Below are 20,861 nucleotides of genomic sequence, written 5' to 3'. Positions count from 1 at the left end.
AAAATGTATGATAAATACAGACAAAACGAAATAACAAGATAATATTGCAGATAATATCAGAGACATAAGAACAGTCGAAAACAAAAAAGTACATATAAGGGAGGATAACTTATGATAGTGCCACGTTACTATGAGAATTTGAACGTATTACATGAAAATACACAGCCTGCAAGGGCATATTATGTACCTGCTTCCCGCAGGATGGATAATCTGGTCGAGCACCGGGAACAATCAGACCGGTTACAGTTATTAAATGGAAAATGGAAATTCCAATATTTTAAAAGTATCTATGATGTGAAGGATGCTTTTTATGGAGTGGGATATGACACCGGAGCATTTGACGAGATCGAGGTTCCGGGCGTATGGCAGATGGCAGGATATGATACACACCAGTATACAAATATCCGCTATCCATTTCCATTTGACCCACCATATGTTCCGCAGGATATACCGTGTGGAGCTTATGTGCATACATTTGCATATTCAAAGGATGTGGATGCGGCAAAGGCATTTCTGAATTTTGAAGGGGTGGATAGCTGCTTCTATGTGTGGGTAAATGGGGAATATGTCGGATACAGTCAGGTATCCCATATGACCAGTGAGTTTGATGTGACAGACCTTTTAAAAGAGGGTGAAAATACGATCGCTGTCCTTGTCATGAAATGGTGTGATGGTTCTTATCTGGAGGATCAGGATAAATTCCGGATGAGTGGAATTTTCCGTGATGTCTATATTCTGAAAAGACCGGAGCACGCCATTCGCGACTACCGCATCACGACCTCTGTCTTAAAGGAAAAGGCTGAGGTGAAGATAGATCTGAGCTTTTATCAGGAGACGACGGTTAAGGTTACGATCGAAGACAGGAATGGTGTGGTTGTGGCGGAAGGACAGGCAGAGCATGACGGAGCTTTCACATTTGAGATTATACAGCCGACACTTTGGAACACCGAGAATCCATATCTGTATACACTCATTTTGCAGAGTGAAAATGAGACGATCGTTGATCATATCGCTGTCAGAACGATAGAGATAAAGGATAAAGTTATTTACTTCAATGGACAGAAGATCAAATTCCGTGGAGTCAACCGGCACGATTCTGATCCGGTAACCGGCTTTACAGTGGATGTGGAGAAGATAAAAAAGGATCTTACCCTTATGAAACAGCACAACTTCAATGCGATCCGTTCCAGTCATTATCCAAATGCACCATATTTTTATCAGATGTGTGACAAATATGGCTTCATGGTATGCGACGAGGCGGATATAGAAGCGCATGGTCCATATATGTTATATCGCAAAGAGGATACTGACTACAACCGGTTCAAAAAGTGGAATGAGAAGATTGCAGACAATCCGGAATGGGAGGCGGCTATTCTTGACCGGGTGAAGCGGATGGTAGAGCGAGATAAGAACCGTTTCTGTATCGTGATGTGGTCGATGGGAAATGAAAGTGCATATGGCTGCAATTTTGAAAAGGCACTTGCATGGACGAAGCAGTATGATCCATCCCGTATTACCCAGTACGAGAGTGCAAGATACAGAAACTATGATATGACCTATAATTATGAGAATCTGGATTTGTACAGCCGCATGTATCCGGCACTTTCCGAGATTGAGGAATATCTGGAAAAGGACGGAAGCAAACCATTTCTGCTGGTTGAATACTGTCACAGTATGGGAAATGGCCCTGGAGATTTCGAAGATTATTTCCAGGTGATCCACAGGGATGACCGCATGTGTGGCGGATTTGTATGGGAGTGGTGCGATCATGCGGTTGCGCATGATCAAGCGGAAAACGGAAAGACGAAGTATTACTATGGCGGAGATCATGGAGAAGCAATACATGATGGTAATTTCTGTATGGATGGACTTGTGTATCCGGACAGAACTCCACATACCGGATTACTCGAATACAAAAATGTCTACCGCCCGGTAAGAGTTCAGTCATTTGATCAGGAGAGCGGAACGCTTACCCTCCACAACTATATGGATTTTGATGATATTCAGGATTTCGTGGATATCTGTTATGAGGTAACTCAGGATGGTTTAAGTGTTCAGAAGGGCAAGGTAGCGGGTGCTTCGGCTGCTCCGCACAGTGATTGCACCGTGGAGCTTGATATCGATGTTCCTGCGGCAGGCAGAGTATATCTGAAGCTTTCTTATCAGTTAAAGAAAGAGCTTCCGTTAGTTCCTGCGGGTCATGTATTGGGCTTTGATGAACTTCTGCTTGAGAATAAAGATGGAAGAAATCAGACAGCTGCCAAGTGGACGGCTTCGGACGTGGCAGTATCCGATATCAGGGTAGAGGAAGACGATGCATGGATCGTGTTAAATGGTGATGGATTCACATATCGGCTGGATAAGCGTACCGGCTTGTTTAACGGACTTCAGTATGCAGGAAGGGAATATCTGAATCATCCGATGGAGCTTAATATCTGGCGTGCGCCTACAGATAACGATATGTATATCCGGGCAGAATGGGAGAAGGCTCATTATGATGAGGCATACACAAGAGCATATAGTGAACAGATCCTTCAGAACAAATTCGGAGTAATGATCATGTGCCATGCAGGTGTGGTAGCTCCAACCGTTCAAAAGCTGATCGATGTAGAGATCATGTGGAAAATAGATGGCGCAGGCAGAATTACTGCGGGCATAACAGCAGTAAAAGATGAAGAACTCCCGGATCTTCCAAGATTTGGTATAAGAATGTTTCTGGATAAGAAGCTTTCTGAGGCTGCCTATTATGGCATGGGACCACAGGAAAGCTACCGCGACAAGCACAGGGCTGCCAGCCACGGTTTGTTCAGAAGTTCTGTGCAGGAGCTTCATGAGGATTACATCATGCCGCAGGAGAACGGAAGCCACTATGACTGTGATTATGTGGAATTATCAAATCTGCGATATGGAATCGCTGTTGCTGCAGAACATACATTTTCATTTAATGCCTCCAATTATACTCAGGAAATGCTTACACAGGCAAAACACAATTATGAGCTTACGGAAGCCGACAGTACGGTGCTCTGTATTGATCATGCACAGAACGGAATCGGCTCGAACAGCTGTGGCCCGGTTGTCTTGGATGAATACAGGTTCCGTGAAAAAGAGTTCCGGTTTGATTTCACACTGGTACCGTTTGTGAGGGGTTGATTAGGAGGAGATACGGATGGAAGAGAAGAAATATTTAAAATGGTATAATAAAGTAGGTTATGGTTCTGGTGATATCGCGGGAAATGTAGTATATGCGTTTCTGACATCATTTGTCATGGTGTATCTGACGGATACGGTTGGACTTGCTTCAGGTATTGTCGGCACGCTGATCGCGGTATCCAAATTATTTGATGGATTTACGGATATATTTTTCGGATCCCTGATCGATAAGACTCACAGTAGACTGGGAAAGGCAAGACCGTGGATGATCTATGGATATATTGGCTGTGCGATCACGCTGGTTGCATGTTTTGCAGTTCCTGCCGGTATGGGTAAGTTTGCACAGTATACATGGTTTTTTATTGCATACACATTGTTAAATGGTGTATTTTATACGGCAAATAATATTGCATATTCAGCGCTTACCTCACTGATCACAAAGAACAGCAAAGAACGGGTTCAGATGGGTTCTTATCGGTTTATATTTGCATTTTCAACCAGCCTTTTGATCCAGACGATCACGGTCGGATTTGTAGACTGGTGTGGTGGAGATGCAGCAGCATGGAGACTGGTAGCGATTATCTATGCGATCGTTGGTCTTGTGGTAAACACGATCTCCGGTCTGTCTGTGAAGGAGCTTCCGGAGGAAGAATTAAACGATGGAGAGCCAAAGAAAACCGAGGAGAAGTATGGTCTGATTCAGGCATTTAAGCTCCTTGTTAAGAACAAATATTATATTATGATCTGTGGAACTTACATCCTGCAGCAGCTTTACAGTGCCATGATAGGTGCGGGTCTATTTTATATGACATGGGTTCTTAAGAACAAGAATCTGTTCGGGCAGTTTGCCTGGGCGGTAAATATTCCGCTTATTATAGCGCTGATATTTACACCAACGCTGGTTGGCAAATGGAAGGGTATGTATAAGCTGAACCTTAGAGGATATATCATAGCAGTTATTGGAAGAGCTTTGGTTGTTGTTGCAGGCTATATCGGAAGCATCCCGCTTATGATGGCATTTACAGCTCTTGCAGCGTTAGGCCAGGGACCTTGGCAGGGAGATATGAATGCGGTTATTGCTTCATGTTCCGAATATACCTACTTGACACAGGGAAAGCGGGTTGACGGAACTATGTACTCCTGTACTTCGCTTGGTGTAAAGATTGGAGGAGGAATCGGAACGGCGGTTGTCGGCTGGCTCCTTGAACTGTCCGGTTATAAAGGAACGATGGCAGTTCAGCCACAGTCGGCTCTTGATATGATGCAGTTCATGTATTTGTGGCTGCCGTTGATATTTGATATACTAATCCTGCTTATACTTTCCAGAATGAATGTGGAAGCGGCAAATGAAAAGCTTAAGGCAGAGCGGGGAATGTGTGCAGGAGAATAATCTACAAGACTTCACAGATTTTTCACAAAAATTATTAGCACTCTCTATTGACGAGTGCTAATACAAGTGGTATAACATAATCAGAACGAAGGAGAGGACATCAGATAGAGACTGATGGAGGTTCCGGAGTTCCGGAAAAATAACAATTACGTGTTCTGACAATGGTCAGCACACAAAAGAATAAAATGTATGTATTTGAATGGAGGAATGACTTATGTTGATGCCTAGTATTTTTGGAGAAAATTTATTTGATGATTTATTTGATGATTTTGCACGTCCTTATAAAGTGACAACAGGTTATACACAGCCTGCTAATATTATGAAGACAGATGTAAAAGAGACCGAAGGTTCATTTGAACTGGATATTGATATGCCCGGTTACAAGAAAGAAGATGTAAAGGCAGAGTTGAAGGATGGTTACCTGACCATCACAGGTACAACGAAGAAAGAAACAGGCGATCAGGACAAGAAAGGCAAATATGTCCGCCGTGAAAGATATTGTGGTTCTTGCAGCCGTAGCTTCTATGTTGGTAAGGCAGTTGAAAAGGAAGACATCAAGGCAAAATTTGAAGATGGCGTTTTAAAGATCAGCGTACCAAAGAAAGAAGAGAAGCCAAAGGTTGAGGAAAGCAAATATATCTCAATTGAAGGATAATTCTTTCACTTCCTGTATGAAAATTATTAAAGTAAATCATTTTGTCTCCTTCTGATAGAAATGTCAGATATGAATAATCATAAATGGGGCTGTTGCTTTACGAAGAATCATTCGTAGGGCAGCAGCCCTTTTTTTCGTGGCAGTGTATCCGCTTGATTTTGAGGAATATATGTAGGCAAATGGAATACTGCAGTCAACATTTGATTATTTAAAAGAATGTTATGATAATGCTTCAAGGGTTTCGGATACGGTTCATGAAACATTAAGCAAGCTCTTTTATAGTTATCTTGTAGTGGGTGGCATGCCTGAAAATGTGTTTGCTCAAAACCTTCGTGCCGGTGGCTTATAAAATGGAAGGCTCACAAGGAAATTGCTGGAATTAATAATGTATGCTATAATGAGTGCAACTAAAAAATACAAAGGGGAAAACCTATGCCAATAAGAATAATGGGAACCGGAAGCTTTTTACCGGAAAAAAATGTGTCGAATACAGACCTTGAGAAATATGTAGATACTTCGGACGAGTGGATCTCCAGCCGAACCGGAATTAAGAATAGAAGAATCGCAGTACATGAAACGACTGCAGGAATGGCAGCAGAGGCTGCAAAGAAAGCCTTGGAGATGGCAGGAAAAGAAGCAATTGATGTAGAACTGATCGTGCTTGCAACAGTAACACCGGATTATTATACACCGAGTGCCGCATGCCAGGTTCAGGCGGAACTTGGTGCAGACAATGCCATTGCATTTGATGTAAATGCTGCATGTTCAGGATTTGTATTTGCACTCAATGTGGCAAAAATGTACATCGAGACAGGCTTTGTTAAGAATGCACTGGTAATTGGTGCGGAGACATTATCCAAGATCCTCGACTGGAACGATCGTGGAACCTGCGTGTTGTTTGGAGATGGAGCAGGTGCAGCGTATCTGGAAGAATCCGACAAGGGAATTATCAGTGTAGTACAGGGATCGATCGGTAAGAAGGGAATGGTTTTGAATTGCGAGAGCAGACGTACTCACAATATATTTACGGAAGATGGGATCGAACATGATTATCTGCATATGGATGGACAGGAAGTATACAAATTCGCAGTCAGACAGTGCCCGAAGTGCCTGCTCGAAGCACTGGAAAAGGCAGATATGACAGCCGATGATATTGATTATTTCGTTCTTCATCAGGCAAATGTCCGTATCATCGAATCAGTAGCAAAGCGGTTAAAAGCGCCGGTCGAGAAGTTCCCGATGACACTTGGATATACCGGAAATATGAGTGCTGCCAGTGTACCTGTCATGCTTGACAGTCTGGTGCGTGATGGCGGCTTAAAACGTGGTGACAAGGTTGCAATGTCAGCATTTGGTGCTGGCTTAACCTATGGCGCGATCGTACTTGAGTGGTAGAAAATGTCTAAACGACGGTCACCTGTGCGATACCAGATTCGACCTTGTGCCAAGGCTCCCTGCGGTTCCTATAAACTGCATATACCCGATTCGCAAATATTCCTGTGCGAACTCGCCTGATGGCTCAAACATGCACCCACATTTGCTGGTATATGCAATTCATAACGGAATCCTTGCTGATGTCTTGAGACAAGGCTGTAGCTGTAATTGTTTTATCGCTCATTAATAGGAACGTACTCTTTGATCTCTGCAATGCTGGTGTAGGCAGGACGGATGATCTTGTAGGAATTTACAAGCTCTTCCATACGGTGTGCGCTCCAGCCGACTACTCGTGCAATTGCAAATAACGGGGTAAACATCTCAGCAGGAATCTTTAACATTTTGTAGAGAAGTCCGCTGTAATAGTCAATATTGATACAAACACCTTTGTAAATCTTACGTTCTTCGGCAATGATCTTAGGTGCAATGCGCTCGATCATCTCATAAAGGGCATATTCTTCGTCCATACCCTTTTCGGCTGCCAGAAGCTTTACATATTTTTTGAATTCCAGAGCACGGGGATCGGATATAGAATAGAATGGATGTCCCATACCATATACGATACCGGTCTTGTCATATGCTTCCCGGTTGACAATCTTACGGATATACTCGCCAACTTCTTCCTCATCTGTTATATCGGATACATTGTCACGGATATTTTTCATCATACCCATAACCTGATAATCACCGCCACCGTTTAAAGGTCCCTTTAAGGAACAGAGGGCAGCAGCCATTGTTGCATATGTATCGGAACCGGAAGAGGTTACAACACGCGTTGTAAAGGTTGAGTTGCTTCCGCCACCGTGTTCCATATGAAGTACCAGTGCCAGATCCAGTACACGGGCTTCCAGACGGGTGTATTTCCGATTGGAACGTAGGGTACTTAATATATTTTCGGCAAATGACAATTCAGGAAGCGGCTTATGGATATAACAACTCTTGCCAAGCTCGTAATGGCGGTATCCCTGATAGGAATAAACAGCCAGACGAGGGAACATACTGATCAACTGGATACACTGCTGTAATACATTTTCCAGAGAGTTGTCACCCATCTTTTTATCGTATGAACCAAGAGCCAGTGTACTCTTTGTCATATTTGCAATAATATCGGCAGTCGGACTCTTCATGATCACATCCTGAATGAAATGATGCGGCAGATCATAACTGATATTTAAAACCTGCTTGAAGTTCTGAAGCTCCTTTTCATCCGGCAAAACACCGAATAACAGGAGATATGTACATTCCTCAAAACCAAAACGATTATCCAGGAAAAATCCTTTGATCAGATCGTGGATTTCGTAGCCACGATAGTAGAGCTCTCCGGCACATGGAATACGGTTGCCGTTTTCATCTGTTGTAAATGATTTACTGAGAGAGACATTCGTGATTCCGGCATTGATACCGATACCATTTAAATCACGGAGACTACGTTTTACACCATATTTTTCATATAAGGCATCATCAATGCTGTTGTTTTTGATACACATATCCAGATGGCTCTTTGTGAAAGGGCCGATATTATTAATTGACATTTCAATTTCCTCCTGTGAATAGGATAATACTAAAGGTCATTATCGCATTTTTTTATAGAGAATGCAATGAAATAATTGTAGCAAGGCAGCACATGCTTTGGTATAATTAGTATGGTTACAAAAAAGGAGAGTGTATAAAACGGAGGATATACATGAGAAAAGGGAGATTGGCGGTTGTTACAGTCTTTGGAAGCCTTGCAGTCGGGCTTGCTGCCTGTACGGTATTGTCAGGCAGAGTTTATAATAGCGTGTTGTACGATATTGTTCCATGGCTTGTTACGGGGATGGTCTGTGTAATACCGACGGTATTGTGCGGAAAACTGGAAACACCAAGACTTAGCAAATGCAGAAACGGCTGTATGCAGCTATTTGTATTCTGTGTATCCACAGTGCTTACAATTATATATACCGTTTTATGTATGGCAAAAGTTCTTCCGGCTGAATATATACCGACAAATGGGAAAATGTGGGTATTTCATATATTGACAGCGATTCTTGTGGAAGCAGTTGTGTTCTGGAATGGAATGATCCGGATATATCTGACGTCAGAACAGCTTGGTATCAAATGGAGAGGGATCGGAGCTGTATGTGGCATGATACCGGTTGTAAATCTGGTCGTACTTGGGAAGATACTTCGCTTGACGATAGGAGAGGTTTCATTTGAAAATGATAAGGTTCGATTGAATCGGGAACGGAATAAAGAGCAGATCTGCAAAACAAAATACCCGATTCTGCTGGTGCATGGTATCTTCTTCCGGGATTTCAAATTGTTAAATTACTGGGGAAGAATTCCAAAGGAACTGGAGACAAATGGTGCAGTTCTTTTTTATGGCAATCACCAGTCGGCAGCATCGGTTCCGGCATGTGCGCAGGAGCTGGATGCAAGAATCCGGGAGATCGTAGCTGAAACGGGCTGTGAAAAAGTAAATGTGATCGCACATTCAAAAGGTGGTCTGGATATGCGCTATGCCTTATCAGAACTTGGTACAGATCGGTATGTTGCATCACTAACAACGATAAATACACCGCACCGGGGATGTGAATTTGCAGATTATCTGTTAAATATTGTTCCGGAAAAAGAGCAGCAGAGCGTGGCAAAAGCGTATAATGCAGTATTTAAAAAATTGGGCGATGATTCGCCGGATTTTCTGTTGGGAGTAAAAGATCTGACAGCTTCGGCATGTAAAGTCCTAAATGATAAATTACATGATGCACAGGGCGTGTTATATCAGAGCGTTGGTTCGAGGCAGAATGTGGCAGGAAATGGCAGATTTCCGCTGAATTATACATATCGATTGGTAAAATATTTTGATGGAGCAAATGATGGACTGGTAGGCGAAAAATCATTCCCATGGGGAGCAGATTTCAAATACCTGACAGTGGAGGGGAAGCGCGGAATCTCGCATGGAGATGTGATCGATTTAAACCGGGAAAATATTCCGGGATTTGATGTCCGGGAATTTTATGTGAAGCTGGTTCATGATTTAAAAACAAAGGGATATTGATATATAAAAGAAAAGGAGCAGGTAATAAAATGGGTGAGGAAAATAAAAATGTAAAAAAGCCCGCAGTATCAAATGCAGTAGTGAAGAAAAAAACGGCGGGAACCGGAACAAAAAGCACTGGGAGCACACGTCCGGGTAACGGAACAAAGAGTGCCGGCGGTACACATACAAATAAAACGGGCAGCGGAGCAAAAAATAGCGCAGCCGGAAGCAATGGAGGCAGCGCAAAAAACAGCAGTGTACGTTCAAACAATGCATCAGGAAGAAAGACACAGCCACAAAAAAGAAGACGCAGAAGAATAACAGCAAATCAGTTTACATTGCTGCTTGCAGTTGTTGTAGGCATTATTCTGCTTTTTATGGTAAATGGCATTATGCGTGGCCGCTATCTCAAGGTAAAGCAGATTTCAAGCGAATATGTATTGGGTTCGAAATTTGATATCACGGCATATGTAGAGCCGGTGAACAGTAAGGCGGTTGTTACCTGCGATACAGCGGATTTTGCACCGGAGAAGATTGGTTCCTATAAAGTGAGCTATATAGTAAAATGCGGAAAGCTGAAAAAGAAGAAAAAACTTACGCTTGAAGTAGTTGACAGAGATTTCCCGGAAATTATCGGACCGGATAATCTGGGCGTTTTCGTAAATGAGCAGGTCAATCTGCTGGATTACTATTCAGTAGAGGATTCACAGCCGGATCTGACCAATGAACTTACGATCAACCGTCAGATCGATACAACAAAGACCGGAGATCTGGACTGTACACTTCGTGTTACAGACTGGAGCAATAATTCATCATCAAAGGATATTACAGTTACCGTATACGGCTTTGAAGGGGATATGAAGAATTCGGCGCTGGCAATCCGTGCATATAACCGGGATAAGGGATATGCGGTATCGGATAATGGAGTATATGTATACTATCCGGATAAAGATAAGAAAACAGCAAATGTATTGATCAATAACAGTATACTATATGAAGTTTCTGATGATTGCAGCAGTAAGGAAATGGATGAAAATGATGAACTGGTTCAGACGATCATAAACGAAGGAACCTGGATATCCATTGATAATCTGGGTGATTTTAATTATTTAAAATAAACACTTTCGGGTGTAGCTTGCTGGCTGATATCAGATCAGAAATTGGGAGGATGTCATTATGGATAATACGGAAATTTTCCTTGATAAATACAAGGAGCTGGAAAATGCAGCGATCAATGAATTCAAACTTCCGCCGGATGGTTCGGCGGTTGCCAAGCTGGAAAAACGGAGTGAATTCAAGGATATCCGGTTTGAACTGAATTATTGCAGAGAAGTGAGAAATCTGCTGCAGCATAATCAACGGCTGGATGAGGAATTTGCTGTACAGCCGGGCAAGAAGATGATCGAGCTTCTGGAAATGGTGCTGGATCGTATTAAGAATCCGGTGCGGTGTATGGATATTGCAGTACCCTTTAATAATCTGGTATGGCGTTCGCTGGATGATCCGGTTATGCCGGTTATCCGGATCATGAATGACAGAAATATTTCTCATGTGCCAATCCTGAAAGATAAAAGGGTAGTGGGAGATTTCAGTGACAACTGTATTTTTCCGTATTTATTGGGAGACACAAATTGTCATATTGATGAGAAAACCCGGTTTCGGGATCTTCAGGAATATATTGAGCTGGAGAAACATCCGTCTGAACGTTTCCGCTTTGTTGCATATGATGAAAAAGTTATGAATGTTAAGAAATACTATGAAGAAAGCAGAAGAGATCATGAAAGGATTGGCCTGATCTTTTTAACAGAGACAGGACACCCGGATGAACGCCTGTTGGGAATTCTGACCTCCTGGTTGATCATAGGAAATTAATAAGTAAAAAAGTGGAACTGTACCTTTGTTATCATAGGTATAGTTCCACTTTTTTATTATGACAGTGGTGGACGACGAAGTTCCTCATCCAGTTCGGAATGATCGATCGTTACGGTCTTTGTATTCTTAATCTTTTCGACACGTCTTGCTTTCCGTCTTTTGTGAATCCGTTTAACCAAAGTGACGATCAGGATTATGATAACACCAAGGCTGATCAGGACAACGGACACACCGTATTTATCCAGTATTTTATCGAAAAAATTGTAATTGTCTTCCTGCCAGATGTTTTCAGCTTCCAGTGTAGACTGGATGCTGTCGATACTGTGAGCCGTACCGGTACAGGTTGGAATACCAGGCAGCCAGTCAGATGCAGGATTCAGATCGGATGCTTCATCACTGGTAATGTTAAAATAATCATAGATCAGAACATTTTTGCCGGAGGTTGTTTCCGGATGATCATACGCAAGATCTACAATATACCAGCCATCATCCAGATAAACCATATTCCATGCATGTGAATTATAGGTAGAATCATCGTTTTCTTTGGTATTTCCTTCTACATAGATACATTTTACACCGATGGCATCCATAACTGCCTTGAATGCTTTGGCATATCCAAATGAAGTTGCTGTCTTATGCTTTGCGTTGAAAATACCATCTACTGTATAGGACCAGCTTAATCCGGAATGTGAGTTTTCATTGCTGACCTGGAAGTAAGTATCTTCAATGATCGCATTATGGATCAGATATTCCTTCTGGTAATCAGGAAGATCTTTTTCCAGATTGCCAGCAAGATTTGATACGGAGATATCAATGTTATTCTTAATGACCTGTCTGGAACTTCCATTTGCATAATCATTATAACAGACAATCTCGACATTATAGCATACAGCACCGCCATCTAAAGACTTGGTACTGTAATTAAAGGAAGGAGACATCCAGAAGTATGTAGGATTATCTGCCAGAAAGGCATTGATAACTGCCTGCATACCTGTCGGACCGATAACTTCCCATGTTTTGCTTGTAACATTGATCGAAAATGCTTTATAGTAGCTGTTTTCGGTATTCGCATTTTCGTATTCCGCATTCTGGTTTGAATTGTGAAATGCATCTGCTGCTTCTTTTAACTGGTTATAAGCATCCCGGTAAGCATCGTTATCGAAATTGTTATAATAGTATAAAGAAGTATCGATGGTAGCTGCGGCAGACTTTTTATCTTTTGCATCTTTGTCTGCGGTATCCTCTGCGGCGAGGACTGTCATACTTGAAAAAGTAAAAATAGCAGCTATTATAAATAATAGTAGTTTTTTTCTCATAATTACGCACCCCGGTTTCTTTTCTGTATCAGAAAAGTTATAAATTATACTTTTTTATAATACCACAATATGGAAAGTATTGCCAGTCAAAAACTCTTTTCTGTAGTCATGAACAATATATTATGGGATAGGACTTGCAAATTGGAAATAATATGTGTAATATTTACTGAAAACAGGCAATTAATTTGCAAAAATGACAAGAAGGAGGTTGCTTATGGGAGCAGCGAGTTGTGATTTGTGTGCACACTATGTGTATGATGAAGAAGATGATTTTTCGGAATGCATGGTGAATATGGATGAAGATGATTATGCCAGATTTATAACGAGCTCATATGAAAGCTGTCCATATTTTCAGTTAGATGATGAGTATAAAGTAGTGAGGAAACAGATGTAAGCCTGTCTCCTCATTTTCTTATTTATTATACTATACTTATTTTTTAAAGGATTCCAGAAGATCTGTAAGGTAAACATACCGTTCCATCAGATGTTCCAGCTTCAGTTCGGCATTTTCCTTTTCTGCCATCAGATGATTCAGCTTTGTAAAATCTGTTGTGGAAGCTGCGATTTCCCTGTCCAGTCCATCAATGGTTTCTTCACAGGCAGCAATGTCGTCTTCAATGGTATCGTATTCACGCTGTTCATTAAAAGTAAATTTGTTTTTTGCACGTTTCGGTGCGGTGTCCTTTTCTGCTGCTCCTGATTTTGAAGAATCTGCTGCAGGTTTTCCCTTGGAAGCCGGAGCAGGCTTTACAGAACCGGAACCGGACTTTACAGAATTTGCAAATGTTCCATATTCCAGATAATAGTCGGTATAGCTTCCTTCAAACTGCCTGATCTGTCCATAGCCGTCATAGACAAACAGCCGTTTTACAACACGGTCAAGGAAATACCGGTCGTGGGAAACTACGATCAGGATGCCCTGAAAGGTATCCAGATAATCTTCCAGAATACAGAGTGTTGATATATCCAGATCATTGGTTGGTTCATCCAGGATCAGGACATTCGGCGAGCCGGCAAGGATCTTAAGCAGATACAGGCGGCGCTTTTCCCCGCCGGACAGCTTGCCGATCCGTTGGTGCTGCAGGGTGGAATCAAACAGAAATTCCTCACAAAGGGTGGATGCAGACATATATCCATCGACGGTCCGGATATATTCTGCGGTTTCCTTCACATAGTCCAGTACGATCTTGTTATCGTCTAGCATTTCATTTTCCTGTGAGAAATATCCTATATTTACGGTTTCACCGATCTCTATGATACCGGAGTCGGGTTTCAGATTGCCGATGATCAGCTTCATAAGGGTTGATTTACCACAGCCATTTGGTCCGGTAATACCGATTCTGTCATTACGCAGAAAATTATAAGAGAAATTCTCGATGAGTGGGTGGGTAAGTCCTGGAAAGCTTTTTGAAATATTATGAAGCTCTATCGTTTTATTTCCAAGTCTGCTGGCAATTGAGCTGAGATTTACTGTCTTATCAGCTTCAATCATTTCTTCGGCTGCAAGGGCTTCATAGCGCTTGATATGAGCCTTTTGTTTGGTGCTTCTTGCGCGTGCACCACGGCGGATCCATGCAATCTCTTTCCGGAGAATATTCTGGTTCTTGCGTTCGGTGGCAAGCGCAATATTTTCACGTTCGGCTTTCAGCATGAGATAGCCTTCATAATTGGCATTATAGCTGTAGATGTATCCTTTGTCGATCTCAACGATCCGGTTTGTTACACGATCGAGAAAATAACGGTCATGTGTGACCATGACCAGTGCACCCCTGTAGTTGTTCAGATAGTCCTCTAGATATTCGGTCATATCATTATCCAGATGGTTAGTTGGTTCATCAAGAACCAGAATATCACAGCTTGAAAGAAGGGCAGCGGCAAGGGCTACCTTTTTCTTCTGACCGCCGGACAGACTGGAAACCGAGATGCTGGTATCAGTGAATCCAAGCTTATCCAGAAGTGCCCGTGCATCTCCTTCAATGCTCCACTTATTTTCTTCTGTGCTGTTTGCCGTGATAACATGTTCGTAGATTGTTTCATCATCATGGAAAGTCGGACTCTGTGGAAGATAATTGACAACAACATTATTGCCTTTTACGATCAATCCGGCATCGCAGGTATCGATACCGGCAATCATTTTTAACAAGGAGGATTTTCCCGTACCATTTATACCAATCACACCAATCTTATCACCGGTGTTGACAGAAAAATCGGCTCCCTTAAAGAGAACCTTGTCTGTATAGGCTTTATGAATATTTTTCATTGTTAATAAGTTCATTTGTGTTCCTCAAATCATTATTCAAATTTACTTATCCATTTTATGATGGTTTTCCAGCTACGTCAATAACCCTTTTCCTTACAATGAAAAAAGGATACCCGGTAATCATGACCGGATATCCTTTTTTACGACTGCTCTTATAGCTTCTGTTTGTCGTATATTTCTTTTATTAAATGTAAGTTGCCTTATGCGACTGCTGGTTCAGCAATGAAAGGCTTCAGTGTTGACATGTATGAATCGGAAATACCATCATAGAATTTTACGGTTAATTCATCTCTCAGATCGAGACTGATAACACCAAGAATAGATTTTGCATCTACCATATAGTTTTTGTTTGTAGCTGATATATCGACATCACCATGATATCCTCTCATTACATCTACAAACTGCTTTACTTCATCAACGCTGCTTAATTTTACTTTAATGTCAGTTGATTTAGCCATAAAACTCGCCTCCTTGATTTGTTGAACAATTTATAATCCTTTTTTTTGCTAAAGTCAAATTATGAAAGTGTGAACAAAAAGCAAAATTATTACCAATTTATAAAATTTTTTAAAGCGAATAGAAATTTTATCCTAAAGAAATTCAAAAATCGGCATTTTTAAGTTAAGGATATTCATTTATATGTAGTAAAACTGTAATGGTGTTACAAATTGCTATGAAAAATTTGTACAAAATAGGAGAAATTGGTGATTTTGGTGTATATTTTCGGTATAATACAGGTAAATAGCAGTTGATATGTATCTGCTTTTGTACAAATAGTTGTAAAAAAAGAGGGATTGACCGGAACAAAAGCAGACAGAAACGGAGGTGGCAGTATGATCTATCAGGAAGAATCAGGACGGGAATATCACATAAAGACAGGGAAGAACGAAATCGGAAAATATGTAATCCTGCCGGGGGATCCGAAGCGGTCAGCGAAGATCGCAGCTTATCTGGATGATGCAAAGCTGGTTGCGGACAACCGGGAATTCGTGACATATACCGGATATCTGGAGGGCGAGAAGGTCAGTGTAACATCGACCGGTATCGGCGGACCATCAGCAGCGATTGCATTGGAGGAACTGGTGCATTGTGGCGCAGATACATTTATAAGGGTTGGAACCTGTGGCGCGATGCAGTTAGATATCATGGGAGGGGATATCGTGGTGGCAACCGGTGCTGTCCGGATGGAGGGTACATCAAAGGAATATGCTCCGATTGAATATCCGGCGGTTGCAAGCTATCCGGTTATTCAGGCACTGACAAAAGCCTGTGAGACGACGGGAGTTCGATACCATACCGGAATTGTTCAGAGCAAGGATTCCTTCTATGGACAGCATGAGCCGGGAACCAAGCCGGTGTCCTATGAACTGGAAGCCAAATGGGAGGCATGGAAGCGGATGGGCTGTCTGGCATCCGAGATGGAGTCAGCGGCGTTATTTATCGTAGGTGCTTATCTGGGTGTGAAGGTCGGAGCCTGTTATCTGGTGGTTGGAAATCAGGAGCGGAAGGCAGCAGGGCTTGAAAATCCACTGGCATACGATACGGACATGGCAGTAAAGACCGCAGTTGAGGCAGCCCGGCAGATGATTCTGGATGCAAGGAAAGAATAAAAGCTATTAATATAGTAAGAAGTTATTGAAAAAAAGTGTTAAAACATATACAATGTTAATAACAGTATTTGGTAAATATTAACAAAAAGAACCTGGTGATATAATATGTCGGGTTCTAAAATATCAGATAGGAGGTCAGTAATGGACAGAAAGGATTTGGAAGCAAAGGTTTTACAGGCTGTAGCTTGTGTTATGCCGGAGATCGACATCAGCAAGCTTGACATGACAGCCGAGTTGACAAAAGAATATGGGGTTAATTCTGTATCAATTATTCAGTTGATCGTAGAGCTTGAAAATGATTTCAATATTGAATTTCAGGATTCAGAACTTGCATTGGGCTTGTATTATGATATGAATGATGTGGTTGCCGCTGTTGCAGCCAAGTTGAACTAGAGAAGATAAGGGAGGTATAATCATGAGCAATAAAAAGATATTGCCAGTCAGCTACCCGATGATTACATCATGGCAGTGGCATGCAACATTATTCTCAATTCTGGGGGATGACGAAAAGGCTAAGAACTGGATCTTCAGCAATTACATCCAGCTTAGATGTTATAATATTGAGGAGATTTTCACAGGAGATGAGATGCTTCTGGCAGATATGATGCCGGGAAGCAGTTCTTTGAAGGAGTGTCCATATCTTCTGTTCTCACTGATGACAAAAGAGCAGGTAGAGAGCTACTGTGGAGATATCATTAACTTCATTATTAAAACGATCGACCTGAACGGATATGTCTATGGTGTATTTGACGAGGCAAAGATCCTGTGCGATTCCGGTGCAGATTACAAATTCCCACATGAGTTATTTATTTTTGGCTATGATAAGGATAAGGAAGAATTCCATGTTGGTGATTTCACATTTGGTGAGCATTATTCTTATTCAACTGTATCTTTTGAGGATGTTAAGCGGGGTTACGATATCATAACAGCATCCGAAGATCATATGTTTAAGGATGATTATAAAGGCAGACGTGGTTTATATGTGATCCAGAAGAATACCGCTGAGATGTATTATGATCTGGATGTGGCATATATCAAGGATACATTGGTTGAATATCTGGACGCAAAGGATTCCAAGAATCATTTCCGTATGATGAGAAATCGTTTCTCAGATACAGTATTCGGTGTAGATGTATACGATGCAGTATATAAGCAAATCGAAAAGCAGCTTTCAGGAGATGAGCCTGATTTTGATATCCGTGCGCTTCACCTGTTATACGATCATAAAGTTCTGATGAATGAACGTCTGAAGTATATGATGGCAAAAGGTGTGCTGGCTTATGATAATGAGATTCTTGACGAGTACATGGAGGTTGTCAACAATATGCTGACAGCAAGAAACCTTCTGATCAAGACATCCATCACAGGAAATGTGAACTGCCTTGATCGTTTTGAGAAGTATATCATGACCGCAAAGACCAAAGAGATTGAAGTCCTCAACAAGGTTGTCGAGAGACTCTAAAGTAGCAGACGAAAACACCACGGTGTATGGTCAAGTGACGAATTCGGGCCGGGCTTATATCTATTATTACGCAAAACATATACGAAGGTCTTTGAACTAAAAAAGAAAGAGTGACATTACCTATTATTACGCAAGTCGTTTGCACTCTATTCCAACGCAGCGGTACTAAGTTCCTCGCCTACGGCGACTCACTAAGAACCGGCGTTGGAACAGGCTTGCTTCATAATAGTAATGTTACTCTTCCTTTTAGTTCAAAGTTCTAATATCATGTTAGTTTTACATGATAACAGGTATAAGCCCGGTCCGAGTTCTGTTTCTTGAAATGTATATACCGTGGTGTTTTCTGTTTGTGGAAGAACCAAAGCCAGAAAAATATAGTCGGCTGTCCGGCAACAGATATTTTCATGAAGCAAGCCTGTTCGAATGTCGGTTCTTAGCGATCCACGGAAGTGGGAGCTTAGTACCGCTACATGAGAATAGAGCGAGAGCGTCTTGCGGAATGAAAAGTATCTGTGCCGGACAGCCGACTATATTTTTCGTCCGGTTACTTTACAATATGGATCTCTGAAGGCTGATAGTAAAAGCTGTCAGTTGCGATATAGCGGTTGCGGTAGTCAGGATCTGTGGTTTCTGCGTCATCATCTGTATGGGTAAGGACGTCGTAGGAAACAATGCCTTTGGTGGACACTTCTTTTATGAGCAGATAGGAAGCACCTTTTAAGGATATCGGTTCATCGGTGAGGGTGGCTGCTTTTTGTGTGTCGCTCCAAAGTATGGTATTGTCATCGGACATACCATAGAAGGTGTAGCTGTCTATAGGATCTGAAATGGATCGTACCGTAAGGGAGATCGTATTCGTTGTAGTGGCATTGGAATCGATGCCTGATTCTGTGTAGCTTTCAGAGAAGGTTTGAGTCGTTGATTCGCCTTCGTTCATGATTGAAACAGGAGAGCCGGGTGTTATAAAGAGATCACCATTTTCTTTCTGATAGATTAGATTCAGATAGATATAATAAAGATCTGAATCTGTGGAATAATCTGTTTTGTCCGGATCAACATAGAGAGTGCCGGAAAGGGATAAGGAAGCTTCTGTGGTACCATCAGGCGGATATATATAATTGCTTTGACCGATTAGTGTATGGGATGAAGACTCATAGGAGGTAGTGCTCGTTCCATCGGAACCGGAAATGTTTATAGATGGTTCAGCCATCATATCGGAACGGAACGAATAATAGAAATCTCCTTCTTCTTCGGATACATCAACTTTAATTGCGGCAAGATAGCAGCCGGAGATATCGGGATTATCCGGTTTGAAAGTATCTGTTTTCTGATCATATGTGCAGGAAATCGGTTCTTCCTGATCATCCAGAGGTGTTGCTGTACAATAGATGCCAACCAGATGCTTGGTAACTGCAGATGGGGTATTTTCTTTCTTTGCAAGCTGACAGCCGGAAAGGACAGTCAGACCTAAAATGGTCAGTATACTTATAGATAAAAATTTCTTCATGCTTCTTCCTCCTCATCAAGATTTCCGTCAAATGACAGAATATCGCCTACATCACAGTGCAGGTAGTAACATATTTTATTGATGGTTGTAAATCGGACACCTTTTGCTTTTCCGCTTCGCAAAATGGAAAGATTTGCTTCGGTTATGCCGATCTTTTTGCATAATTCTTTAGAAGTCATATTATTTTCTTTTAAGACTTTTTCCAGATTGATCTTAATTGCCATATGAAACCTCCGTGTTAAATGAATGCTTCATTTTCTTCTTCCAGCGTGTGTGCTGTCTCGAATTTCTTTGCAAGGATAAATGCCGTTACGGTCAGAAGTATCTCTATAATAGGAAGAGATACGGTAAAGGTCGTATCTGAAAGTGACGGAAGCATAAGAAGCTGCAGGATGTTTCGAACAACTTCAAGTACTGCCGTAATGCAGAGAACTCTTATACACAGATGGGAGAGTGCCCCTGCATCCTGGATCGTCTGATCGGTGAAATGATTGTCTTTCAGAGAACGACACAGCCGGAAGGATGCGATCAATACCCAGATGAATAACAGGGATGGAACCAGGTCGCAGAGGAGTAACGGAATGCGGTCAGGCTGAAATGATCTCATGCTGCCATTATCAAGCATAACAGCACCATCTTCTGATGATATGATCCGGGAATACAGGTCAGGACCTGTTTGATTTGCAGAAACCCATAGTTTTGGAAGCTTTATGAAACAGATATTAATGATTGATATGATCATTACAAGAATGATGAAAACCTGTGCGATCTTTGCCAGATTGATCTCATTTGCATACCGGATTATGGCAAGAACCCGGAGAATGATGTAACAGATAAAGATGGACCACAGGGTTGTCGATATTGCCAGATTGATCATAGGTATCGAATAACGAAAATAGGGGGGCATAAGCCCCGGATTTATCATCAGGTAAATGCCGATAAAGAGGGCAGCAGAGCATACGAGTAACAGATAGTCTGCACGGATCTTCTTTTTCCTTAGACAAAGAAGCAGAAATGCGATTGCCGGGAGACAGCAGATAATGATATAAAGTATGATCGCGATACAGTTACCGGAGTTTCCGGATAATGAAAGCTTTCGAAGCCATACTGCGATCCATTCAAACGGAGTTGTAAAAATCTGATTCATGGTTATATCCTTTCTGATAGCTGATTTTATCTAAAAATT

At 41.7% G+C, this 20,861-nt stretch carries 18 protein-coding genes; 11 read left to right on the top strand and 7 right to left on the bottom strand.

Annotated elements, in window-relative coordinates; translation table 11 throughout:
- Positions 1 to 111 precede the first annotated feature (111 nt).
- From OCV60_RS00770 to OCV60_RS00755, 4 genes are all read left to right on the top strand, one after another.
- Positions 112 to 3,150: a glycoside hydrolase family 2 TIM barrel-domain containing protein gene (locus OCV60_RS00770; protein ID WP_262529033.1), complete on the top strand. Its 3,039-nt coding sequence runs from the start codon at positions 112 to 114 to the stop codon at positions 3,148 to 3,150.
- Positions 3,151 to 3,166: 16 nt separating this feature from the next.
- On the top strand, positions 3,167 to 4,540 hold the full coding sequence (locus tag OCV60_RS00765) for an MFS transporter (RefSeq protein WP_262529032.1): 1,374 nt from the start codon (positions 3,167 to 3,169) through the stop codon (positions 4,538 to 4,540).
- 214 nt (positions 4,541 to 4,754) lie between these two features.
- Positions 4,755 to 5,195, top strand: a complete 441-nt coding sequence (locus OCV60_RS00760; protein ID WP_008401623.1) for an Hsp20/alpha crystallin family protein — start codon at positions 4,755 to 4,757, stop codon at positions 5,193 to 5,195.
- Between the two features lie 432 nt (positions 5,196 to 5,627).
- Entirely contained in the window at positions 5,628 to 6,590 is a 963-nt protein-coding gene (locus tag OCV60_RS00755; protein ID WP_021944467.1) for a beta-ketoacyl-ACP synthase III, read from the top strand.
- 212 nt (positions 6,591 to 6,802) lie between these two features.
- Here the strand turns inward: OCV60_RS00755 and OCV60_RS00750 are convergent, their stop codons facing one another.
- Complete coding sequence (locus OCV60_RS00750) at positions 6,803 to 8,161, bottom strand: citrate synthase (protein WP_118482805.1); 1,359 nt, start codon at positions 8,159 to 8,161, stop codon at positions 6,803 to 6,805.
- Positions 8,162 to 8,313: 152 nt separating this feature from the next.
- Here OCV60_RS00750 and OCV60_RS00745 point away from each other — a divergent pair, with 152 nt between their 5' ends.
- From OCV60_RS00745 to OCV60_RS00735, 3 genes are read left to right on the top strand one after another with little or no spacing between them, the layout of a single operon-like run.
- Positions 8,314 to 9,666, top strand: coding sequence for an esterase/lipase family protein (locus OCV60_RS00745; protein ID WP_118615208.1), 1,353 nt, complete (start codon positions 8,314 to 8,316; stop codon positions 9,664 to 9,666).
- A 29-nt stretch (positions 9,667 to 9,695) separates the two neighbouring features.
- A complete protein-coding gene (locus OCV60_RS00740; protein ID WP_262529027.1) occupies positions 9,696 to 10,766 on the top strand; it encodes a DUF5011 domain-containing protein in 1,071 nt (356 codons plus the stop codon).
- A 58-nt stretch (positions 10,767 to 10,824) separates the two neighbouring features.
- A complete protein-coding gene (locus OCV60_RS00735; protein WP_021944463.1) occupies positions 10,825 to 11,520 on the top strand; it encodes a CBS domain-containing protein in 696 nt (231 codons plus the stop codon).
- A 56-nt stretch (positions 11,521 to 11,576) separates the two neighbouring features.
- On the opposite strand, the gene OCV60_RS00730 is transcribed toward OCV60_RS00735, so the two are convergent.
- A complete protein-coding gene (locus OCV60_RS00730; RefSeq protein WP_262529024.1) occupies positions 11,577 to 12,836 on the bottom strand; it encodes a transglutaminase domain-containing protein in 1,260 nt (419 codons plus the stop codon).
- 214 nt (positions 12,837 to 13,050) lie between these two features.
- Here OCV60_RS00730 and OCV60_RS00725 point away from each other — a divergent pair, with 214 nt between their 5' ends.
- Positions 13,051 to 13,230, top strand: coding sequence for a DUF6472 family protein (locus tag OCV60_RS00725; protein ID WP_021944461.1), 180 nt, complete (start codon positions 13,051 to 13,053; stop codon positions 13,228 to 13,230).
- A gap of 36 nt (positions 13,231 to 13,266) precedes the next feature.
- Here OCV60_RS00725 and OCV60_RS00720 read toward each other — a convergent pair whose 3' ends face one another.
- Positions 13,267 to 15,111: an ABC-F family ATP-binding cassette domain-containing protein gene (locus OCV60_RS00720; RefSeq protein ID WP_262529022.1), complete on the bottom strand. Its 1,845-nt coding sequence runs from the start codon at positions 15,109 to 15,111 to the stop codon at positions 13,267 to 13,269.
- A gap of 185 nt (positions 15,112 to 15,296) precedes the next feature.
- Positions 15,297 to 15,554 carry an HPr family phosphocarrier protein gene (locus OCV60_RS00715; protein WP_008400539.1) on the bottom strand — a complete coding sequence of 86 codons (258 nt, stop codon included), beginning with the start codon at positions 15,552 to 15,554 and terminating at the stop codon, positions 15,297 to 15,299.
- 375 nt (positions 15,555 to 15,929) lie between these two features.
- Between OCV60_RS00715 and udp the strand changes: the two genes are divergently transcribed.
- From udp to OCV60_RS00700, 3 genes are all read left to right on the top strand, one after another.
- Complete coding sequence (udp, locus tag OCV60_RS00710; RefSeq protein ID WP_117784744.1) at positions 15,930 to 16,706, top strand: uridine phosphorylase; 777 nt, start codon at positions 15,930 to 15,932, stop codon at positions 16,704 to 16,706.
- 141 nt (positions 16,707 to 16,847) lie between these two features.
- Positions 16,848 to 17,099: an acyl carrier protein gene (locus tag OCV60_RS00705; protein WP_008400537.1), complete on the top strand. Its 252-nt coding sequence runs from the start codon at positions 16,848 to 16,850 to the stop codon at positions 17,097 to 17,099.
- 22 nt (positions 17,100 to 17,121) lie between these two features.
- On the top strand, positions 17,122 to 18,168 hold the full coding sequence (locus tag OCV60_RS00700) for a hypothetical protein (RefSeq protein ID WP_117784647.1): 1,047 nt from the start codon (positions 17,122 to 17,124) through the stop codon (positions 18,166 to 18,168).
- Between the two features lie 544 nt (positions 18,169 to 18,712).
- On the opposite strand, the gene OCV60_RS00695 is transcribed toward OCV60_RS00700, so the two are convergent.
- Genes OCV60_RS00695 through OCV60_RS00685 form a run of 3 tightly spaced genes read right to left on the bottom strand, consistent with a single transcriptional unit; the run spans position 18,713 to position 20,822 of the window.
- On the bottom strand, positions 18,713 to 19,675 hold the full coding sequence (locus OCV60_RS00695; protein WP_262529015.1) for a hypothetical protein: 963 nt from the start codon (positions 19,673 to 19,675) through the stop codon (positions 18,713 to 18,715).
- The gene (locus tag OCV60_RS00690) at positions 19,672 to 19,899 is read right to left on the bottom strand and encodes a helix-turn-helix domain-containing protein (protein WP_008400533.1); all 228 of its coding nucleotides are present in this window, start codon (positions 19,897 to 19,899) and stop codon (positions 19,672 to 19,674) included. Before OCV60_RS00690 ends, OCV60_RS00695 begins: the two co-directional genes overlap by 4 nt.
- Before the next feature lie 14 nt (positions 19,900 to 19,913).
- Positions 19,914 to 20,822, bottom strand: a complete 909-nt coding sequence (locus OCV60_RS00685) for a DUF2975 domain-containing protein (RefSeq protein WP_021944455.1) — start codon at positions 20,820 to 20,822, stop codon at positions 19,914 to 19,916.
- Between the last annotated feature and the right edge of the window lie 39 nt (positions 20,823 to 20,861).

The organism is Coprococcus ammoniilyticus, from assembly GCF_025567345.1.
Lineage (GTDB): Bacteria > Bacillota > Clostridia > Lachnospirales > Lachnospiraceae > Coprococcus > Coprococcus ammoniilyticus.
Note: the sequence above shows the minus strand (reverse complement) of the source record. Positions and strands in the feature narration are given on the sequence as shown.

What these genes read in the sequence shown, in the direction of transcription:
- OCV60_RS00695 (WP_262529015.1), bottom strand. Translation starts at nt 19,675, where the DNA reads ATGAAGAAATTTTTATCTATAAGTATACTGACCATTTTAGGTCTGACT.
- OCV60_RS00725 (WP_021944461.1), top strand. Translation starts at nt 13,051, where the DNA reads ATGGGAGCAGCGAGTTGTGATTTGTGTGCACACTATGTGTATGATGAA.
- OCV60_RS00735 (WP_021944463.1), top strand. Translation starts at nt 10,825, where the DNA reads ATGGATAATACGGAAATTTTCCTTGATAAATACAAGGAGCTGGAAAAT.
- OCV60_RS00740 (WP_262529027.1), top strand. Translation starts at nt 9,696, where the DNA reads ATGGGTGAGGAAAATAAAAATGTAAAAAAGCCCGCAGTATCAAATGCA.
- OCV60_RS00720 (WP_262529022.1), bottom strand. Translation starts at nt 15,111, where the DNA reads ATGAACTTATTAACAATGAAAAATATTCATAAAGCCTATACAGACAAG.
- OCV60_RS00755 (WP_021944467.1), top strand. Translation starts at nt 5,628, where the DNA reads ATGCCAATAAGAATAATGGGAACCGGAAGCTTTTTACCGGAAAAAAAT.
- OCV60_RS00730 (WP_262529024.1), bottom strand. Translation starts at nt 12,836, where the DNA reads ATGAGAAAAAAACTACTATTATTTATAATAGCTGCTATTTTTACTTTT.
- OCV60_RS00705 (WP_008400537.1), top strand. Translation starts at nt 16,848, where the DNA reads ATGGACAGAAAGGATTTGGAAGCAAAGGTTTTACAGGCTGTAGCTTGT.
- OCV60_RS00765 (WP_262529032.1), top strand. Translation starts at nt 3,167, where the DNA reads ATGGAAGAGAAGAAATATTTAAAATGGTATAATAAAGTAGGTTATGGT.
- OCV60_RS00685 (WP_021944455.1), bottom strand. Translation starts at nt 20,822, where the DNA reads ATGAATCAGATTTTTACAACTCCGTTTGAATGGATCGCAGTATGGCTT.
- OCV60_RS00700 (WP_117784647.1), top strand. Translation starts at nt 17,122, where the DNA reads ATGAGCAATAAAAAGATATTGCCAGTCAGCTACCCGATGATTACATCA.
- OCV60_RS00770 (WP_262529033.1), top strand. Translation starts at nt 112, where the DNA reads ATGATAGTGCCACGTTACTATGAGAATTTGAACGTATTACATGAAAAT.
- udp (WP_117784744.1), top strand. Translation starts at nt 15,930, where the DNA reads ATGATCTATCAGGAAGAATCAGGACGGGAATATCACATAAAGACAGGG.
- OCV60_RS00745 (WP_118615208.1), top strand. Translation starts at nt 8,314, where the DNA reads ATGAGAAAAGGGAGATTGGCGGTTGTTACAGTCTTTGGAAGCCTTGCA.
- OCV60_RS00760 (WP_008401623.1), top strand. Translation starts at nt 4,755, where the DNA reads ATGTTGATGCCTAGTATTTTTGGAGAAAATTTATTTGATGATTTATTT.
- OCV60_RS00750 (WP_118482805.1), bottom strand. Translation starts at nt 8,161, where the DNA reads ATGTCAATTAATAATATCGGCCCTTTCACAAAGAGCCATCTGGATATG.
- OCV60_RS00690 (WP_008400533.1), bottom strand. Translation starts at nt 19,899, where the DNA reads ATGGCAATTAAGATCAATCTGGAAAAAGTCTTAAAAGAAAATAATATG.
- OCV60_RS00715 (WP_008400539.1), bottom strand. Translation starts at nt 15,554, where the DNA reads ATGGCTAAATCAACTGACATTAAAGTAAAATTAAGCAGCGTTGATGAA.